Below are 18,227 nucleotides of genomic sequence, written 5' to 3'. Positions count from 1 at the left end.
AATTAAGCGAATTATATTTTCTAAATATTTAAACTAACTGAAAAATAGAGGTTTTTCAGAACACAAAAAAGTTGGCCTGTATTTTGCTAATTATTATAGAGAAAGTATGGGTGAAAGAAGTGACGAATGAAATCGTTAGCCCGAATCTATATGATAACTAAAAGGAGGATATTATGAAGTTTGAATTAATTGAAGGACTTATATCAATTAGCGTTGATTCAACAGTTACTTTGGCATTTGCTGCGGCATTATTACTTTTGGGATATTTTGTCAAGAATAAAGTTAAATTATTAGACAAATACTGTATCCCGGCACCTGTAATCGGTGGATTCATATTTATGTTTATTACGTGGCTTGGACATTTGACCGGAACTTTTGCTTTTAGCTTTGACAACATGTTCCAAAATGCATTTATGTTAGCTTTCTTTACAACAGTAGGTCTTGGAGCAAGCTATAAGCTGCTTGTTAAGGGCGGTAAATTACTTGTTGTGTACTGGCTTATTGCAGGTGTGGTTTCAATATTGCAAAATACAATGGGCATTGCTATATCCAAGGTAATTGGTTTGGAAGCTCCGTATGCTTTGTTATCCAGTGCTATTTCTATGATCGGGGGACACGGAGCAGCGCTTTCTTACGGAAATACATTTTCTGAAATGGGATATGAAGCTGCGCCGCTGGTAGGAGCTGCAGCAGCAACTTTCGGTCTGATATCAGCAGTCCTTATAGGTGGGCCGCTGGGTAGAAGACTTATTGTTAAGTATAACCTTAAGCCTGAGGATGATTCAAGTTTCGATACCTCTGTTACAGATATAAATGCAAGTTCTGGGAATAAACTTAGTTCACTTGATATAATTAAAAATGTGGCAGCTATTTTAGTCTGCATGGCATTTGGTTCTATTATTGCCGGTTGGATAAGTAAATTGATAAACATGGGATTCCCAACATATGTAGGTGCAATGTTTGTAGCCGTAATTCTTAGAAATATTAACGAAAAAGCAAATTTATATAGATTCGACTTTACTCTGGTTGATGAAATTGGAAATGTAATGCTTAACTTATACTTATCACTGGCATTAATGACTTTAAAGCTCTGGGAGCTATCAGGATTGATAGGCGGAGTATTTGTAGTTGTATTCTCACAAGTACTGCTTGTATCGCTGTTTGGATATTTCGTAGTATTCAGAATCCTTGGGAAGAACTACGATGCTGCAGTTATGGTATCAGGTCTTGCTGGACACGGATTAGGAGCTACTCCTTCAGCAATAGTTAATATGACAGCTGTTAATGAGAAATACGGTATGAGCAGAAAGGCAATGATGATTGTTCCAATAGTCGGAGCATTCTTAGTAGATATAATTTATCAGCCACAAACAATTTGGTTTATTAAAACCTTTGTGGAAAATTTAATGTAAAATCAAAGAGAGGTTATTATGAGAAAATTAATGGAATGTGTGCCAAACTTTAGTGAAGGAAGAGATGAAGCTTTAGTTGAAAAAATTGTTGATGAGGCAAGAAAAATTGAAGGTATTACAATTTTAGATTACTCATCTGACAAAGATCACAACAGAACAGTTTTAACAATGATTGGATCACCGGAAAAGATTAAGGAGGCTGCAATTAATACAGCGAGAAAAGCAGCGGAACTTATTGATATGACAAAGCATGAAGGCGCTCATCCAAGAATGGGAGCTACAGATGTTATTCCTTTTACTCCGGTTTCTAATGTGACTATTGGTGATTGTATTGAAACAGCTAAAGAGGTAGGAGCTGAGCTTGGAAGCTGGGGGATACCTGTGTACCTGTATGAGGATGCATGCACAAAGGAAGATAGAAGAAATCTTGCATCTGTAAGAAAAGGACAATATGAAGGTTTCTTTGAAAAAATTAAAGAAGATAAATGGAAGCCGGACTTCGGGCCTCAAGAAATGAATTCAAAAAGCGGTGCTACTGCCGTAGGAGCGAGAGTTCCTCTCGTGGCATTCAATGTAAACTTGGATACACCAAATGTTGAAGTCGCAGATAAAATTGCAAAAAAAGTAAGACATTTAGGTGGCGGACTTAGATATGTAAAGGCTATAGGACTTAAGCTTGAAGAAAGAAATCAAACACAGGTTTCAATGAACCTTGTAAACTATGAAAAGTCAGCTGTATATCAAGCCTTTGAAATGATAAAGATGGAAGCGAGAAGATATGGTGTGAATGTAGTTGGCAGCGAAGTAATCGGAACTATACCTATGAAATCTCTTCTTGATGTTGCTGAGTATTACTTGCAGATAGAAAACTTTAGCATTGATCAAATATTGGAAAAGAGATTGCTGGACGAGCAATAAATAATTTGCATATTTTATAAAATTATAAAACTTTTGGGCTTGCATTTTGCGAGCCCTTATAGTATTAATTTAGTAGAAAGAAAAGAGGAGAAAAGCATGGACTATAAAAGTGTATTAGAGCTGATTTTAGATACAGATGACGTTACAGTTGGAGGAGGCAGTGCCTCAGCCTTATCTGGAGCTTTAGCCTGTGGACTTATAGGGATGGTTTGCAAGCTGTCCACAAAGAAGGATTTTGGAATATCTTCTGAAAGCCAATTGGAGTATGCGAAGGAGCTTGAAGAATTAAGAGAAAAGCTGTTGGCCGGGATAGTGGATGATGCCAATGCGTATGGTGTTATAATCAATGCGTACAAGCTTCCTAAAGGAACTGAAGAAGAAAAAGAAATAAGGAAAAAAGCAATCGCTGATGCAGGAGTAGTTGGAGCTACTGCTCCAATGGAAAATGCAAAACTTTGCCGAAGGATTTACGATATTGGAGCAGAGCTGGAAGGCAAGACTAATCCAAACTGTAATTCCGACATAGTAATCGGACGTGAGATGGCGAAGATAGGAACCAATGGATGCTTAATAAACATTGAGGCTAACCTTCCGCTGGTTAAGGACGAAGAGAAACTAGAAGAGTTCAATAGAGTGATAAAGGAACTTAAAATATATTAGGCTTTCGATGAGTATTAAATTAACTTTTGAGAGGGTGAAGGAATGAAAGAAAAAATTATTAAAAAGGAAAACTTTGTGACCACAAAATGGGCCGGCGGAGAAACTACACAGCTGGCAATTTATCCGTATGATTCTGTGTTTTCTAATAAGGATTTTTTGTGGAGAATTTCATCTGCAACCTTTACTTCAACAGAATCTACATTTTCGGATTTTACCGGATACCAGAGATATATTCTGCCCTTAAATGGAGAGCTTAGCTTGAAGCACAGCAGACTTTATGACAGAAGCCTCAGAAAATACGATGTTGAATACTTCGACGGATCATGGAACACTTTTTCAAAGAATACTCTGGACTGCAGAGATTATAATTTCATTGTAAAAAGCGGATTTCTTTCTAAAATGCAAATACTTAACGAGAAGGAAGAATATCTTCTTAAAAAATCAGAAGTTGTAACATTCTTCTCTGTAAATGAGTTTACTTTAGAGCTGCCAGAGCATGGTGGCAAAAGGAAAGTAGATGGATTTTCATTATACATTATAGAAACTGATAATGAAGACAAAGTAAAAATTTTAAACGCTAAGTTACCTGTAATTATTACTGAATTTGCAACAGGTAAGTAAAGAGATAGAAGATACCTCTGTTAAATTGACAGAGGTATTATTTTCTTGTTGGAAAACATTTTTTGTAGAATTGATTAACTTCGTGTGGTAATATAGAAACTACTGGTACACATGTTTAGAAGGGTAGATAAAATGATTAAAAAAGCTACTGTTTTACTTATATTGATACTTTTTATGAATACAGCCATTGCCTACGGCTTCTCAGATACAGATACTTTTAGAGTAGCCGGAGATATCCAATTTCCCCCTTATGAGTTTTTGGACAGCGACGGTATTTACAAAGGATTTAACGTAGATTTGCTTAAAGCGATAAGTCTTGTAACAGGCATGGAGTTTGAATTTATGCCGATGAAATGGGAGGATGCCTTTTATTCCATAGAAAGAAACCAGGCAGATATTATCCAGGGTATGAAAGAATCTGACGATAGGAGGGCCAGGTTTAATTTTACAGACTCTCTACTCCTTAATTCCCAATCAGTTTTTGTAAGGAATAATAATTACTCGATTAATGATAATTCTAACCTTGTAAACAAAGTTGTGTCTGTACTGAGGGAGGATATTGTATATCTTGAATTGAGCATGATTAAAGATATAACAATAATTCAGTATGATACCATGGAGGAGGCAACTGAGGCCCTAATTAACGGTGAGGTAGAAGCCATGGTTGGAAATACCCTTACTGTTAATTATATTTGCAAGGAAAACAACTGGATTGACCAGATTAAAATTGTTGGGCAGAAGCTTAATGAGCAAAAGTATTCTATGGCGGTTTCAAAGGACAATCCACAATTATTAAGAAAGCTGAATGAAGGATTAGATGAAATACAAAATAATGGTATGTATGATGTATTACACAGGAAGTGGTTCGGGACACCTATAAAAAATACAAGTAAAGAAACTGAAATGAAAATTAAAATGCTTTTATTTTTTTTATTTATACTTTCATTAATAGTTCTCAGCGTTCAATTGATTAACAGGAAGCTAAACAGAATAATAGAAGAAAAAACCAGAGAGGAAAAACTCCTTATAAATGAGCTGAGAAATTATGACAAGCTTCAATTTATGGATAAAATAATATCCTCTCTTGCGCATGAAATTAGAAACCCTTTAACATCAATAAAAATTTATACAACTCAAATGAAGAATAAAATGGATAATAAGGAATTTATGCTTGCAGCTGCAGAAGATATTCCTGAAGAAATAGACAGAATAGATGATCTGATTAAAGAGTTTATGGAGTACACTTCTCCGAGAAAACCGCAAATTAAAGTATTGAATCTTAAAAACGAATTAGAAAATGCTATTAAATTTATTAAATTGCAAATTAGAGATATTAATATAGATTTGAAAATCCCTGAGGATATTTATATTGAGTTTGATTTAAGTCACTTTAAGCAAACTATTATAAATATTATTCTAAACAGTAAGGATGCACTTATTGGTACTGAGAATCCAACTATAAAAATAAATGGATATGTTGATGGCAAAAATGTAAATATTGAGATTGTAGACAATGGATGTGGGATGGATGATGAGTCCTTAGACTATATATTTGAACCGTTTTATACCACAAAAGATAATGGAAATGGTGTAGGTATGTTTATTGTTAAAAAACTTGTGGAAGAAAACGGAGGAAAAATTGTAGCTGGAAATAATAAGAAGACCAGCGGGTTATTTGTATTTTTAACAGTAAGGATGGGAGTAAAAAATGAAGACTAAAATATTGATAGTTGACGATGAAAATAATATATTGCGAGCTCTAAAATTTCTCCTTGAAGACAGCTACCATGTATACACAAGCGACAACGTCAGTGATGCAAAGAGGATATTCATAGAGGAAAAAATCAGCTTAGTATTGCTGGATTTAAGACTGTCAGAAGGCAGCGGTCTCATTCTTATGGACGAGTTGCTTGCTGTGGATCCAAACGCTGTAGTAATTATCATGACGGCCTATTCAACAATTGAGAACTCAATTAAAGCTATAAAATCCGGGGCATATTACTTTATTACAAAGCCAATAGACAACGATCAGCTTTTAATTTTGCTCAATACAGCAGCTGAAAAACTGAACCTAAAAAAAGAACTGGACTTATTGCAAGGACACTTGCGGAAAACACCTATCGGAGAATCAAAAGCAATTCTGGATATTAAAAGCATAGTGGATAAAATAAAAGATACTGACGCAACAGTCCTGATAACAGGTGAAAGCGGAACCGGCAAAGAATTAATAGCTCAGACAATACATAGTAGCAGCAACAGGGCAGGCAAACCTTTTATAGCAATAAACTGTGCTGCGATGCCAAATGAGCTTTTGGAGAGTGAATTGTTTGGATATAAAAAAGGATCATTTACAGGAGCTACTAAGGATGATATCGGTTTAATCAGGAAAGCTGAAAAAGGCACACTGTTTTTAGATGAAATAGGAGAAATGAATATTAAGCTGCAATCTAAACTCCTTAGGTTTATTCAAGAAAAGGAAATAAGACATATAGGTGATGAGAAGAATTACCCTGTAGATGTCAGAATTATATGTTCAACTAATCGTAATCTAGAAGAAGAGATAAAGTCAGGGAACTTCAGAGAAGATTTGTATTACAGAATTAATGTAATAAATATTGTTGCTCCTCCTCTTAGGGAAAGGATTGAAGACCTTGATTTATTGGTTCCTCACTTCATTGATAAGTACAGAATTTCATATAACAAAGAGATCAAAGGCATAACAGATGATGCTATGAATCAACTTAAGAACTATGAATACTTAGGGAATGTAAGAGAACTTGAAAATATTATTCAAAGGGCAGTCTTACTATGCGGAGATGAATACATTGGCGTTGATTCTTTGAATTTTAATAATCATAAGATGATAAGAATAAATGATAATGTAAGTGATAATTATATAAAAATATACGAAGGGGAGACGTTGGAGGACATAGAGAAAAAGGCGATAGAATTTGCCTTGAAAAATAACAGGCAGAATAGAAAATGGACTGCTAACAGTCTTGGAATAAGTGAAAGATCTATAAGATATAAGATTAAAGAATATAAATTATAGCTATGAAGCTTACGAAATTACATAAAAGAACCTGAATATGAAAAAGGTGATTAATACATGAAAATTAAAGTGTTACAAGGAGACTTGTATTTATATAGATATCAATTTTTGAAAGGAGATGTTCATTATGAAGATAATTTATATAGTGATTGATATATTGAGATGGAGGGTTAACTCTATCTAACCCTCTTAATTAAGAACGGAGGAATTATGAATAACATTACATTGAAAAGAATTGATGAATCAAATTTTATAGAGTGCTTTAATTTAAAATTAGGTAAAGGACAGGAAGATTACGTTTCTCATCCTATTCGCAGCCTGGCTCAAGCTTATGTTTACTATGCTCAATGTATTCCATTCGGCATATACAATGCTGAAAAAATGGTTGGATATGTTATGCTCATATATGACTATGATGAAGAAACATATAATATATGGCACATGATGATTGACGAATCAGAGCAGGGAAAAGGATACGGAGAAAATGCCATGAGGTGCTTGTTAGAGCTTATTCGAGAAAAACCATTTGGCAAGTCGGATATTGTGCTGTTAACATGCAAGCCTCGTAATTTACAGGCGTATAATCTATACAAGAAACTAGGTTTTAAGGAGACAGGCAGGTCTGATGAAGATGAGGTCGAATTAAAAATATTCTGTGTTAATTAGTAATTAAGGAGTCCGTATTGTGAGCTTCACTTTAAAAAAATAAATGACCAATTTAAAGAAAATTAGTAAGAGTTGGAGGATGAGTTATGATTGACGAAATGTTGCAGTTTAATAGGGCTTTCGTAGAAAATAAAGAGTATGAAAAGTATGTAACAAGCAAATATCCAGACAAAAAAGTTGCCATAGTTTCCTGTATGGATACGAGATTAACTAAATTACTGCCTTCGGCCCTGGGACTTAAAAATGGTGATGCAAAAATAATTCAAAATGCAGGAGGAGTCGTTTCACATCCTTTTGGAAGTGCAATGAGAAGTCTTCTCATAGGTATTTATGAATTAAATGTGAGGGAAATTTTGATAATTGGCCACACGGATTGCGGTGCTAGATATACAGATAGCAAAAAAATGATAGAAAAAATGAGAGAGCGTGGCATAACAAATGAAAATATTGATATGATTAAATATTTTGGTGTTGATTTTGATTCATGGCTGGGTGGTTTTATGGACTTGGATTTTTCTATTAAGAAATCTGTGGATATGATTCGCAATCACCCTCTTATACCGAAGGATATAAAGCTGTATGGACTTGTAATTAACTCTGTAACAGGAGAACTGAGAAGAGTAGTTTAATATTATTTTTTATATTAGACAAAAGATAACACAAAAAGTCGGGCATAGCCATTTAAAAAGAGTTAATCTATATTAGTAAGCAGGAGTGATGATATGGGTTGGATTGAAGAAATAAGTGAAGTTGTAAGCTATATTGAGGAGAATATTACAGAAGAAATAACTGTGGAGGATGTTGCGAAAAAAGCGTTTATGTCTCTCTTCTATTTTCAAAAGGGATTTGCAATGCTCTGCGGCTTTACAGTTGGAGAGTATATAAGAAAGCGCAGGCTTACACTTGCCGGCAGTGAGCTTGTTTCCACTGACAATAAAATAATTGATATTGCAATGAAATACGGATATGATTCACCGGACAGCTTCACAAAAGCATTTACCAGATTTCATGGTGTCACACCTACTTCTGTTCGTAAAGACGGAGCAATGATTAAATCATTTGCTCCTCTAAAAATCAAATTTTCATTGGAAGGCGGTTATGTTATGGATTACAAAATTGTTGAAAAAGATTCTTTTGTTGTTAGGGGTGTATCAAAGATGTTTAAGTATGAAGGTGCAGTTGCAGAAATTCCTAAGTTTTGGGCAGAGTATTATCAAGAGGGAAAGAAAAATCAAGTATGTGGAATGTACGGTATATGCATAGATGAGAGCATGGGCTCAGATGAATTTGAATATATGATTGCAGACAGTTTTAATGAAGCTGAAGAATTGCCAGAGGGGGTTATAACAAAAACTATTCCAAAGTACACTTGGGCTGTTTTTCCATGCACAGGTGCAATGCCAAAATCCTTACAGGATGTGAACAATAAAATTTATTCGGAATGGCTACCTAACTGTAGAGATTATGAAATTGCAGCAGGCCTCGACGTTGAAATGTATACAAATTCTGAGGATTATCTAAATGGAGTTAAGGATGAAAATTACTACAGTGAAATTTGGATTCCTGTTAAGAAAAAATAGATTGCGAGAGATAGAGTTTATAAATTAGCATAAAAATGAGACGTTCATGCACCGAACGTCTCATTTTTGCCAGTTAATTTATTAATCGATTTAATTTTTGATTTGATAAAGGCAATAGTATAAAATATGCTGAAATAGGGTCATTACTATGAAGCACATACTTACAATATAATAGGCACGATGAATCACCGTATTGTAAAACAGCAAGTAGTATACTGTCCATAAACTTATGGCTGTAGTTATTATGGCTGCTACTTTCACAGTTATGGAATTCTTCCTTTGTTTTTTATAAAGAATGCATGCAAAGATTATGAGAATAACTACGATTACCAATGCAATCCATTTCATTGCAGGAATATTTACTAGTCTTTCCCATTTTCCATTTAGATAAACAACGTGGCGCAGCATACCCATGCGAGTTTTGGTGTAGTAATGAGCTGCGTATGCTCCAATAACTGCAGCAATTTCTAATGCGCCGAACAAAAATATTAATATATAATAAATTTTATTTCGCTGCTTTATCATTAGGAAGTTCACCTACCGTTGTGTAGACTACTTCACCGGCATTTGGATCATTAAGTTGTACTGGAAGTTCATCATTCATTTGCCATTGATACCATCCGCCATCAAATACACTAATATTTGTATATCCGTTTTCATACATAATCAAGAACGGAATTGATGCTCGCCAGCCTGTTCCGCAGTAAAAAGCAAGGTGGTTATCTAAAGTAAAATCTAGGCCTTCCCATAGTTCTTTCATTTCATCCATTGTTATGCAAGTTCCGTCTTCATGGGTGTAATCTTCCATGTGATAAGGATCGCTTCCTGCTTTTCCCCAAACGGCGCCTTTTGGTTCGCCGGCTTTGTCAATGTATGAATAGCCACTTGTTTCCCCTTTGAATTCTTCATATGAACGAATGCTTACCAAACGGAAATTAGGATCTTCACTTACTTTTTTTGCGGCATCTTCAATTGATGTCCAGTATTCCGGATGTACCGGAACGGTTGCTCCAAAGTCTGTTGCGGGTGTTGCAGTGTTTGCAAATGTTTCTAATTCATATCCGGCATTTGTCCACGCATCCAGACCGCCGTCTAAAACTTTAACGTTTTCTACTCCTGCCCAAAGGTAAGCATACGCAACTCTTGCAGTTCCAGAAACATCAGCACCGTAAAGAATTACTGTCCTATCTTTTGTAATTCCAAGGTCAAGCATTGCCTGCGCAACTTCTTCGGGAGTTTTAATATTCCAATATGGTTCACCTTCGATACTTGATATGTCTACATGTACAGCGCCGGGTATATGGCCTGTATTGTAATCAGGGCTGTCATCAACAGTTCCCCAACTAGCTTCCAAAATAATATAATTATCTGATTCATTTTGATTTCCACCTATTACACTTTGCAACCATTGTGGTGTAACGAAAACTTTTTCTACATCAACAGCTTCTACTTCTTCTAATTGTTCCTCTTCAGCAGGTTTGTCAGTTGTAGGTTCATCGGTTGAGTCCTTCTGTTCTTGGCTGCATCCTGAAAATACACTTACCACTAGTATAAGAGCAAGAAACAGAGATATATACCTTTTATTCATTTTTAGCCTCCAAATAGTTTTTTTATAGCGTTAAAATACTAACAGTTAATAAATGTTAAGTCAAGCGAAGTAACCATGAATAAAAGTTATAAAAAAATAAAAAATATTTCCAAACTTTTATATGGTTCCAATTTTATCTAAATAATTAAAATTATTGTAATGGTATTTATAGTATTAATATAAAAAAAACTTCTATACTGCCTATTTCATATGAATTTATATTATTAGAATTAACTGTCTAATTGTGTTAATATAAGTGATAGACTTTGATAATTTATTAATTAAAGGTATGATAATGAAGAAAAAAATTTTTATAATACTTACTTTTTTAGTATTAATAATTGTAATTAAGCAATATAAAATATATGATTTTTTCAGTTTTGATAACATTAATGAGCTTAAGCTGTACATTAAATCATTTGGTATTATGGCACCTTGTGTGTTTATTGTAATGTTTGCTTTAGCCACTGTTTTATTTGTTCCCGGACTTCCAATAACAGTGTTGGCGGGAATAATATTTGGGGCATTTTGGGGTACTGTCTATGTGGTTATTGGATCAACAATAGGAGTTTCTTTGTCTTTTTTAATAGGCAGATACATAGGCAGGGATTCTGTAAAGAAAATGTCTGAGAAAAACGAACGTATGTCAAAACTTGATAGTTACATTAAGGAACACGGCAACACAATATTAATTATAAGCAGATTGATTCCATTGTTTCCGTTTAATTTGCAAAATTACGTCTACGGGATTACGGACATAAGGTTTAACACATATTTTTGGTATTCATTGATTTTTATGGTGCCAGGCACATTTATATACACTTGCTTTGGAGCGTTGGCTTACAGTTCGATGGCAATGGATAAAATAGTATTATATTCTAGTTTTTTATTAGTTGCCTTATGTGCACTTATTATACTTCCAAAGAAAATTTTCAACTTAAAATCTGAAATTGTGAACAATAATGAGTAATTAACATGAGAAATGTTAATATAAAAAACAATAGGAGAGAATGAAAATGAAAATTTCAAGGATTCTAGTATTAATTTTAGTGTTAAGTATGGTTGTAGCCGGATGTGCTGCTAATGAGCAGCCTGAAGTCACAGAACCTGTTGATTCAAATGAAGGCTCAGCTTTTGAAGGAAAATATCTGGTTAACGCTGAATATGTTAAATCAGCTTCAGGCAAAGATAATGTATTGTTAATTGATGCAAGAGGTGCAGATGCTGCAAAAGAAGGTACTGTTGAAGGTGCAATTGCAGTTGTTTGGCAAACGCTAGCTGATGTGGAAGGAAAACCGGGAGACCCAATGTGGGGGACAATTCTTGAACCTGCTACATTAAGCGAAACACTGAGCAATCTTGGAATAAGCAAGGATAAAGAAATAATTATATTTGGAGCAGCGCAGAAAGGCTGGGGAGATGAAGGAAGAATAGCTTGGGAATTAATAGCTGCGGGTTTCGAAAATGTAAAAATGGTTGACGGCGGATTTGCTTCTTTAAGTGATGCGGAATTAAATATAGTAAAAGGGGCAGCAGAACCTGTTCCTGCGGAAGTTGTTGTTTCTGAAATCAATAATGCACACAATATAAATACAGATGCATTAGCCGCTGATTATGACAGTTATAAGGTTGTTGATGTTCGTGCAGATGAAGAATACGAAGGGGAGGTTCTTTACGGAGAAGCAAATGGCGGATATTTACCGGGAGCTATCCATATTAAATATACAGACTTATTTAAGGAAGACGGCACTTTAAAATCCAACGAGGATATTACAAAAATATTTGCAGATGCAGGATTAAGCAAAGATGATAAAATTGTTACATACTGTACAGCTGGAATTAGATCTGCATATATGCAGCTTGTTCTGGAAATGGCCGGTTTTGAAAACTCATACAACTATGATGAATCTTTTTACAGATGGAGTGCAGTTAACGAATTAGAAAAATAATTAGGTGGAATATGAACAGTAATACATCGTTAAAAAACAAAAGAATAATTAAATATATACTTATTGCAATATTGGCATTAGTTGTGATATCTTATTTATTGATACCAGAGGTTAAATCTAAAATTAACTGGCTTTTCATGCTTTTCAGCTCTATGAGCGTTGACATGATAATTGGATATGTAAGGTCCTTTGGTGTCTATGCTGCTGTTGTATCATTTTTTCTGATGATGTTTCAATCATTGGCAGCGCCGTTGCCTGCGTTTTTGATAACATTTGCCAATGCAGCAGTATTCGGATGGTGGCAGGGTGCAATTTTATCTTGGACCAGTTCAATGGCAGGAGCAGCGCTGTGCTTTTATATAGCAAGAATATTGGGACGAGATGCAGTTGAAAAAATTACGAGTAAGTTTGCTCTTGAAAGTGTGGATGGATTTTTTGATAAGTACGGGAAACACACCATAATAATTTGTAGGTTGCTTCCTTTTATATCCTTTGACTACATAAGTTATGCAGCAGGACTTACATCAATAGGTTTCATACCGTTTTTTGTAGCGACAGGTATAGGACAGCTGCCTGCAACAATAATTTATTCCTACGTTGGTGGAATGCTTACAGGTGGGGCGCAAATGTTTGTAACTGCCCTGTTAATATTGTTTGCACTGAGTATTTTAGTTATTTTAGTGAAACATTTATACAATGACAGACAAAATAAAACGAAAGAACTATAAACTATGAACTACAGAGAATTAATTGTTAAAAATCATCAATTGATGAGCTATAGTAAAATATTTGCTAATATACAACCGGGCCGGGATATTTTTTGGCCCGGCTGTGCTGTTTTATCTCTTGGAAAAGAAATAACCGAGAAATCGTATAACCTTCTTAAAAAGAAAGTGCCCGGACTTGCTTACAGCACATATTGCTGCGGTAAGCCGTCAAAGCATATATATAATGGCGATGGCTATAAAAAAATAGAAGATAATCTGCACAAATTGTTTGAAGAAAACAAAGTAAAAAACATATACACACTGTGCCCAAACTGTTTTGTAACACTGTCAGAATACAAAGAAGTCAATGTGCATTCAGCATGGGCAATAATAGATGAAATTTTCCCACAGGAAAAATACAATATTTTGAAAGGCGAAGCTTATTCACTTCATGATCCCTGTCCAATAGTCAATGACATAGAGGCAGCGGAGCATGTTAGAAATATTTTAAATAAACTTGGAGTTGAAGTGCTGGAATTTAAAAACAACAGGGAAAATACAGTTTGCTGCGGCAAGAAAAATATGCTTATGGCACTGTATCCTGAAAAGGGCAAAAAGCTTTTTGAACTTCGCGCATCACAAGCACCTTCAAAAAAGATAGTTACTTATTGCGCTTCATGCAGGGATACTTTTAAACAAAACTCCTACGATTCTAAACACGTACTTGAGCTGTTGTTTGAAACGGAATCCTCATCGTCTTGGGTGAATAGATTTAATGCGGTAAGTTTTATTAAGAAGGAGCAAGGCAATGCTTGACACATATGGCAGAAAATATTTAGATAAATATTTTGACATAACATCGAAGTTTTTTATTAATTCAAAGTTTAAACCCACACAAGTCACATGCATTGCTTTGGTTGTGGGAATCTTAGCAAGCATAATGTATTATTTTAATAACATTCTTGCAGCAATAATACTGTTGTGGTTTTCAGGATTTTTAGATGCTGTAGACGGGGCAATGGCAAGAAAAATGAATTTAATTACTAAATCCGGAACGTTGTTGGATATTTGTTTTGACAGAGTGGTTGAACTAACTTTTATAGTTGTGTTTGCACTTAAGCACCAAGAATCTACCTTTGCATTTCTCTGTCTGACTTGTGCAATAGTTCTTTCAATGTCAGTATTTTTAACTTCAGGCATGTTGATGACGAACAATGGGAAGAAAAGCTTTCGCTATCAGGCAGGCCTCATGGAAAGAACTGAAGGATTTATAATGTTTACTGTTATGATGATATTAAATTCCTTTATGAAAGAAATAGCATTTATATATGCCGGATTGGTATTGTTTACTGCAATACAAAGACTTATAGAAGCTATAAAAGCGTTGGAGGAAATTCATGAGAAATAAAATAATAATAATTGGATTAATAGTGTTTATTATTTTAGGAGCAATATTTGCTAATAGGCCCAAAGAAGATAATACAGTAACCATATACGGTTGGGGCGGTGATCAGAGAGTCAATGAATGGATTGACAGCAAACTGGCGCCATATGCATTGGAGAACTACGGTGTTGAAGTCGTTCGTGTTCCAATGAATATTGATGAAATTTTAATGAAGCTTACTAATGAGAAAAATTACAGCAACAATGGCTCTATTGATGTTATATGGATTAACGGAGAAAATTTTTATTATGCTAAACAGTATGATTTATTGTACGGGCCATTTTTGGATAAAATAGAAAACGCGCAAAAATATGTGGATTTAAAAGGACCTGAGGCAACTGTGGATTTCGGATATCCAACAGAAGGATACGAAGCGCCTTGGGGAAAAGCTCAGTTTGTTTTTGTTCATGACAAGGAACTGTTGCCTGAACCACCAGAAAATTCTCAAGAGCTAAAAGAGATGCTTATAAATAATCCGGGTGCATTCACGTATCCTGAAGCTACTGATTTTGTGGGTTCTGCTTTTGTACGAACTGTTATATACGATATTGTAGGCTATGAAAATGTTAAGGATCTTCCAGCAGATTATGAAACAGTTAAAGAAGCTGTAATGCCTGCAATGAACTATTTGAATGAAATAAAACCATATCTTTGGAAGGAAGGAAAAACATATCCAAAGGATTCTGCTCAGCTTGACGGCTTATATCAGGATAAGGAAATTTATATAGCAATGGATTACAATGCAAACAAAGCATTGAGTAAAGTGATGGACAAGAGCTGGAGCGAAAGCACAGAAACATTTGTGTGGGAAAATGGAACACCTTTCAATACTCATTATCTGGCAATAGCAGCTAATGCACCACATGTTGAAAATTCCATGAAGCTAATTGAAGCTGCGCTTTCTCCGGAAATGCAAATATCAAAAGCAGATTTGAGCGGATGGGGAGACCTTCCGGTTTTAGAATATGATAACTTAAGTGAAGATGAACAAAAAAGTCTTGATGAATCATTAACACCTTCAGAGCAATATAAAAATAGTATTTTAGCCTATGATGAACTGTCCGATCACAAGCAACCTGAATTAAAAGCTGATTTGGTAAACATTATAGAAAAAGTTTGGGAGGATGTGGTTCTTTTTGGAGAACAATAAAATAAGTAACACAATTTTAGTAATGCCTTCATTTTTAATTGTGTTTTCCATTACAGCATATGTTCTAATAAATACTTTAAAGGAAAGCTTAGGTTTAATTCCTGAGCTTTTTTTAAATGAATTAACCTTTAAATACTATGCAAATCTTTTTACGGACAAGATATTTGTGAGTAGTTTTTTGTACAGTATTTTTGTTGCTTTAACATCAGCTTTGTTGTCGGCTGTGTTTGGCACATATTTAGGATATGTTGTTGCTAAATCAAAAAATTCATTTGTAAATGTTTCATACAGGTTTCCGATTTTTTTGTCTTATGTTGCTGCAGCGGTTTTAATTTACAATACATACAGCGATAAAGGACTTTTGTTTCACATGTTTCAATTTTTGGGGTTTGAAATAAAAAATTTAAATATTATTTATAATTCAAAGGGATTGGCCGTTATTTTGCTCAATGTGTTTAAAGGAGTTCCATTTATTGCACTTTCTGTTTATCCCATATTGTTAAAAACCGATGATGCATATAAGGAAGCTGCAAGAAACCTTGGCTGTACAAATATTATGTATGTAAGAAAAATTTTACTGCCCCTTTGCAAAAGAGCAATACTTTCTTCTGCTTTAGTTGTATTTAATTATAATTTATTTGCATACGAAGGTTTTTATTTTTTAGGACCATCAAATCCTCCTTCAATGGGAGTGCTTGTATATAATAATTATATAAATCCGGATATGACATACCGTGCCTACGGCATGACAATGAACATGGTTATGATAGCAATTTCTTTATTGCTTTGTGTTTTATACTACAGGCTTTTAAAAAGTGAGAATGAAGGTGCAATATGAAAATATTAAATAAAATTATATTTATTGTTATTATGATATTTCTTTTGTTACCTCTTGTATCAATGATTTTATGGTCGTTTTTTTCAAGTTGGGGAGCTGAAAATCTGCTTCCGCAAAATTTTACAATAAGAGGTTTTGCATATTTTTTTAATTCTCAAGACTGTATAATTGCATTAAAGTCAGTGGTGTATTCATTGCAGGTAGCATTTATTTCTTTGATTTTAAGCATAATGCTTTCTAGATTTTTTATAACAACGGATTTTAAATATAAAATTCAGCTTGAAAGCTTGTTTTACCTTCCAATGCTTCTACCTGTTGTCAGCGTATGCATTGGAAGCCATAAAATGTTTCTTAGCTTATTTTCCGGATGCAGTGGACTCATAGTAATATTGCTTCACATATATTTTTCTCTGCCTTATTCCTTTAAAATAGTTTATTCATGCTATGAAGTTTGGGGAATTGAGCAGGAGCACATAGCCAGAGGTCTGGGTGCTTCAAGGTGGAAGTCTTTTTATTTAATCAATGTGCCAATTTATTTAAAGGGTTATGTTACAAGCTTTATTATGGCATTTATAATTTCGTATTCACAGTACTTTATAAATTTCTTCATAGGAGATTCAAGGTTTGTAAATTTCTCCATGATAATGACACCTTACATTACAGGTTCTGACAGAAACATTTCATCAGTGTATACTTTAATGTACATATTGTATGGTATAATAGTAATGGCACTATGTTCGCTAATTGAAAAATCATTTAACAAAGGAAAAATACTATGAGCTTTTTAGCTTTAGAAAATATAAATTATTCTATAGGAAAAAATAAACTTTTAAAAAATATCAACTTAAATATTGAAAAAGGACAGTTGTTTTCCATATTAGGGCCCAGCGGAGCAGGCAAGACAACTGCACTGAGGGTAATCACAGGAGCTATTGCCCCTGACAGCGGCAGGGTTATATTGGACAATAACGCTATAAATCATGTGCCCATGGAAAAAAGGCAGATTGTTATGGTTCATCAATCAAATAAACTGTTTCCTCACTTAAGTGTGCAGGATAATATTCAGTTTGGAATGAAGATGAAGAAATTAAGCCAAAGCCGTATTGATAAAAAGACAGATGAATTAATGGACTTTTTTAATATGAATGGACATTTAAACAAATATCCTTCACAGCTTTCAGGCGGTCAGCAGCAAATGGTGGCTTTAATGAGGGCAGTGGCTGTTGAACCAAAGGTACTGCTCTTAGATGAACCCTTCACAGGTCTTGACAATAATCTGAAAATTTATATTCGTGATTTTATTTTAAAAATACATAAGAAATTTAATACAACCATTGTTATGATCACCCACGACAAAGAAGATGCATTTTTAATGAGCGACAAAATAGCTTTTATGTTTGATGGTGAAATAGTGTTAACAGAATCGCCTGAGAATTTGTGCAAAAAAACAAATGTAAGTGCGGTGAACAATTTTCTTGGGGACATAATATTGCTAGATGACGGAAAAATTGTGTTTTCTGATAAAATAGTTAGCATAACGTAAGATTTATAATTTAATCGCCTTGTACTAACATAAAAAAGACTGTCTAAATAAAGAAGGACAGTCTTTTTGTTCAACTATTTAGCTTAGAACAACCCTTCA

The 18,227-nt window shown here is 34.3% G+C and carries 20 protein-coding genes; 18 read left to right on the top strand and 2 right to left on the bottom strand.

Features of this window, described 5'->3' with window-relative positions; genetic code table 11:
* Nucleotides 1-173 precede the first annotated feature (173 nt).
* From gltS to RBQ61_RS15015, 9 genes are all read left to right on the top strand, one after another.
* Nucleotides 174-1,412, top strand: a complete 1,239-nt coding sequence (gltS, locus tag RBQ61_RS15055; RefSeq protein ID WP_308138040.1) for a sodium/glutamate symporter — start codon at nt 174-176, stop codon at nt 1,410-1,412.
* Nucleotides 1,413-1,430: 18 nt separating this feature from the next.
* Nucleotides 1,431-2,330, top strand: coding sequence for a glutamate formimidoyltransferase (gene ftcD / locus RBQ61_RS15050; protein WP_308138039.1), 900 nt, complete (start codon nt 1,431-1,433; stop codon nt 2,328-2,330).
* 96 nt (nt 2,331-2,426) lie between these two features.
* On the top strand, nt 2,427-2,990 hold the full coding sequence (locus tag RBQ61_RS15045) for a cyclodeaminase/cyclohydrolase family protein (RefSeq protein WP_308138038.1): 564 nt from the start codon (nt 2,427-2,429) through the stop codon (nt 2,988-2,990).
* A gap of 42 nt (nt 2,991-3,032) precedes the next feature.
* Nucleotides 3,033-3,611, top strand: a complete 579-nt coding sequence (locus RBQ61_RS15040) for a HutD family protein (protein ID WP_308138037.1) — start codon at nt 3,033-3,035, stop codon at nt 3,609-3,611.
* Between the two features lie 111 nt (nt 3,612-3,722).
* Nucleotides 3,723-5,330: a transporter substrate-binding domain-containing protein gene (locus RBQ61_RS15035; protein WP_308138036.1), complete on the top strand. Its 1,608-nt coding sequence runs from the start codon at nt 3,723-3,725 to the stop codon at nt 5,328-5,330.
* A complete protein-coding gene (locus RBQ61_RS15030; protein WP_308138035.1) occupies nt 5,320-6,663 on the top strand; it encodes a sigma-54 dependent transcriptional regulator in 1,344 nt (447 codons plus the stop codon). The genes RBQ61_RS15035 and RBQ61_RS15030 overlap by 11 nt, the downstream gene beginning before the upstream one ends.
* Before the next feature lie 210 nt (nt 6,664-6,873).
* Nucleotides 6,874-7,329 carry an N-acetyltransferase gene (locus RBQ61_RS15025; protein ID WP_308138034.1) on the top strand — a complete coding sequence of 152 codons (456 nt, stop codon included), beginning with the start codon at nt 6,874-6,876 and terminating at the stop codon, nt 7,327-7,329.
* Between the two features lie 86 nt (nt 7,330-7,415).
* Nucleotides 7,416-7,958, top strand: coding sequence for a carbonic anhydrase (locus tag RBQ61_RS15020; RefSeq protein ID WP_308138033.1), 543 nt, complete (start codon nt 7,416-7,418; stop codon nt 7,956-7,958).
* A 93-nt stretch (nt 7,959-8,051) separates the two neighbouring features.
* Nucleotides 8,052-8,909, top strand: coding sequence for an AraC family transcriptional regulator (locus RBQ61_RS15015; protein ID WP_308138032.1), 858 nt, complete (start codon nt 8,052-8,054; stop codon nt 8,907-8,909).
* Nucleotides 8,910-8,999: 90 nt separating this feature from the next.
* Here RBQ61_RS15015 and RBQ61_RS15010 read toward each other — a convergent pair whose 3' ends face one another.
* Both RBQ61_RS15010 and RBQ61_RS15005 read right to left on the bottom strand, forming a co-directional pair.
* Nucleotides 9,000-9,434 carry a hypothetical protein gene (locus RBQ61_RS15010; protein ID WP_308138031.1) on the bottom strand — a complete coding sequence of 145 codons (435 nt, stop codon included), beginning with the start codon at nt 9,432-9,434 and terminating at the stop codon, nt 9,000-9,002.
* The gene (locus tag RBQ61_RS15005; protein ID WP_308138030.1) at nt 9,415-10,497 is read right to left on the bottom strand and encodes a sulfurtransferase; all 1,083 of its coding nucleotides are present in this window, start codon (nt 10,495-10,497) and stop codon (nt 9,415-9,417) included. The genes RBQ61_RS15010 and RBQ61_RS15005 overlap by 20 nt, the downstream gene beginning before the upstream one ends.
* A gap of 295 nt (nt 10,498-10,792) precedes the next feature.
* On the opposite strand from RBQ61_RS15005, the gene RBQ61_RS15000 reads away from it, so the two are divergent.
* Genes RBQ61_RS15000 through RBQ61_RS14960 form a run of 9 tightly spaced genes read left to right on the top strand, consistent with a single transcriptional unit; the run spans nt 10,793 to nt 18,128 of the window.
* The gene (locus RBQ61_RS15000) at nt 10,793-11,467 is read left to right on the top strand and encodes a TVP38/TMEM64 family protein (RefSeq protein ID WP_308138029.1); all 675 of its coding nucleotides are present in this window, start codon (nt 10,793-10,795) and stop codon (nt 11,465-11,467) included.
* Nucleotides 11,468-11,513: 46 nt separating this feature from the next.
* Nucleotides 11,514-12,446: a sulfurtransferase gene (locus RBQ61_RS14995; protein ID WP_308138028.1), complete on the top strand. Its 933-nt coding sequence runs from the start codon at nt 11,514-11,516 to the stop codon at nt 12,444-12,446.
* 11 nt (nt 12,447-12,457) lie between these two features.
* Nucleotides 12,458-13,174, top strand: coding sequence for a TVP38/TMEM64 family protein (locus RBQ61_RS14990; protein WP_308138027.1), 717 nt, complete (start codon nt 12,458-12,460; stop codon nt 13,172-13,174).
* A gap of 3 nt (nt 13,175-13,177) precedes the next feature.
* Nucleotides 13,178-13,969, top strand: a complete 792-nt coding sequence (locus RBQ61_RS14985) for a (Fe-S)-binding protein (protein WP_308138026.1) — start codon at nt 13,178-13,180, stop codon at nt 13,967-13,969.
* On the top strand, nt 13,962-14,561 hold the full coding sequence (locus tag RBQ61_RS14980) for a CDP-alcohol phosphatidyltransferase family protein (RefSeq protein WP_308138025.1): 600 nt from the start codon (nt 13,962-13,964) through the stop codon (nt 14,559-14,561). The genes RBQ61_RS14985 and RBQ61_RS14980 overlap by 8 nt, the downstream gene beginning before the upstream one ends.
* Nucleotides 14,551-15,747: an ABC transporter substrate-binding protein gene (locus tag RBQ61_RS14975; protein ID WP_308138024.1), complete on the top strand. Its 1,197-nt coding sequence runs from the start codon at nt 14,551-14,553 to the stop codon at nt 15,745-15,747. Before RBQ61_RS14980 ends, RBQ61_RS14975 begins: the two co-directional genes overlap by 11 nt.
* Entirely contained in the window at nt 15,734-16,585 is an 852-nt protein-coding gene (locus RBQ61_RS14970) for an ABC transporter permease (protein ID WP_308138023.1), read from the top strand. The genes RBQ61_RS14975 and RBQ61_RS14970 overlap by 14 nt, the downstream gene beginning before the upstream one ends.
* Nucleotides 16,582-17,364 carry an ABC transporter permease gene (locus tag RBQ61_RS14965; protein ID WP_308138022.1) on the top strand — a complete coding sequence of 261 codons (783 nt, stop codon included), beginning with the start codon at nt 16,582-16,584 and terminating at the stop codon, nt 17,362-17,364. Before RBQ61_RS14970 ends, RBQ61_RS14965 begins: the two co-directional genes overlap by 4 nt.
* Nucleotides 17,361-18,128, top strand: a complete 768-nt coding sequence (locus RBQ61_RS14960) for an ABC transporter ATP-binding protein (RefSeq protein ID WP_308138021.1) — start codon at nt 17,361-17,363, stop codon at nt 18,126-18,128. The genes RBQ61_RS14965 and RBQ61_RS14960 overlap by 4 nt, the downstream gene beginning before the upstream one ends.
* The last annotated feature ends 99 nt before the right edge of the window (nt 18,129-18,227 follow it).

Origin of the sequence: Sedimentibacter sp. MB35-C1, from assembly GCF_030913635.1 — a bacterium.
GTDB lineage: Bacteria > Bacillota > Clostridia > Tissierellales > Sedimentibacteraceae > Sedimentibacter.
Note: the sequence above shows the minus strand (reverse complement) of the source record. Positions and strands in the feature narration are given on the sequence as shown.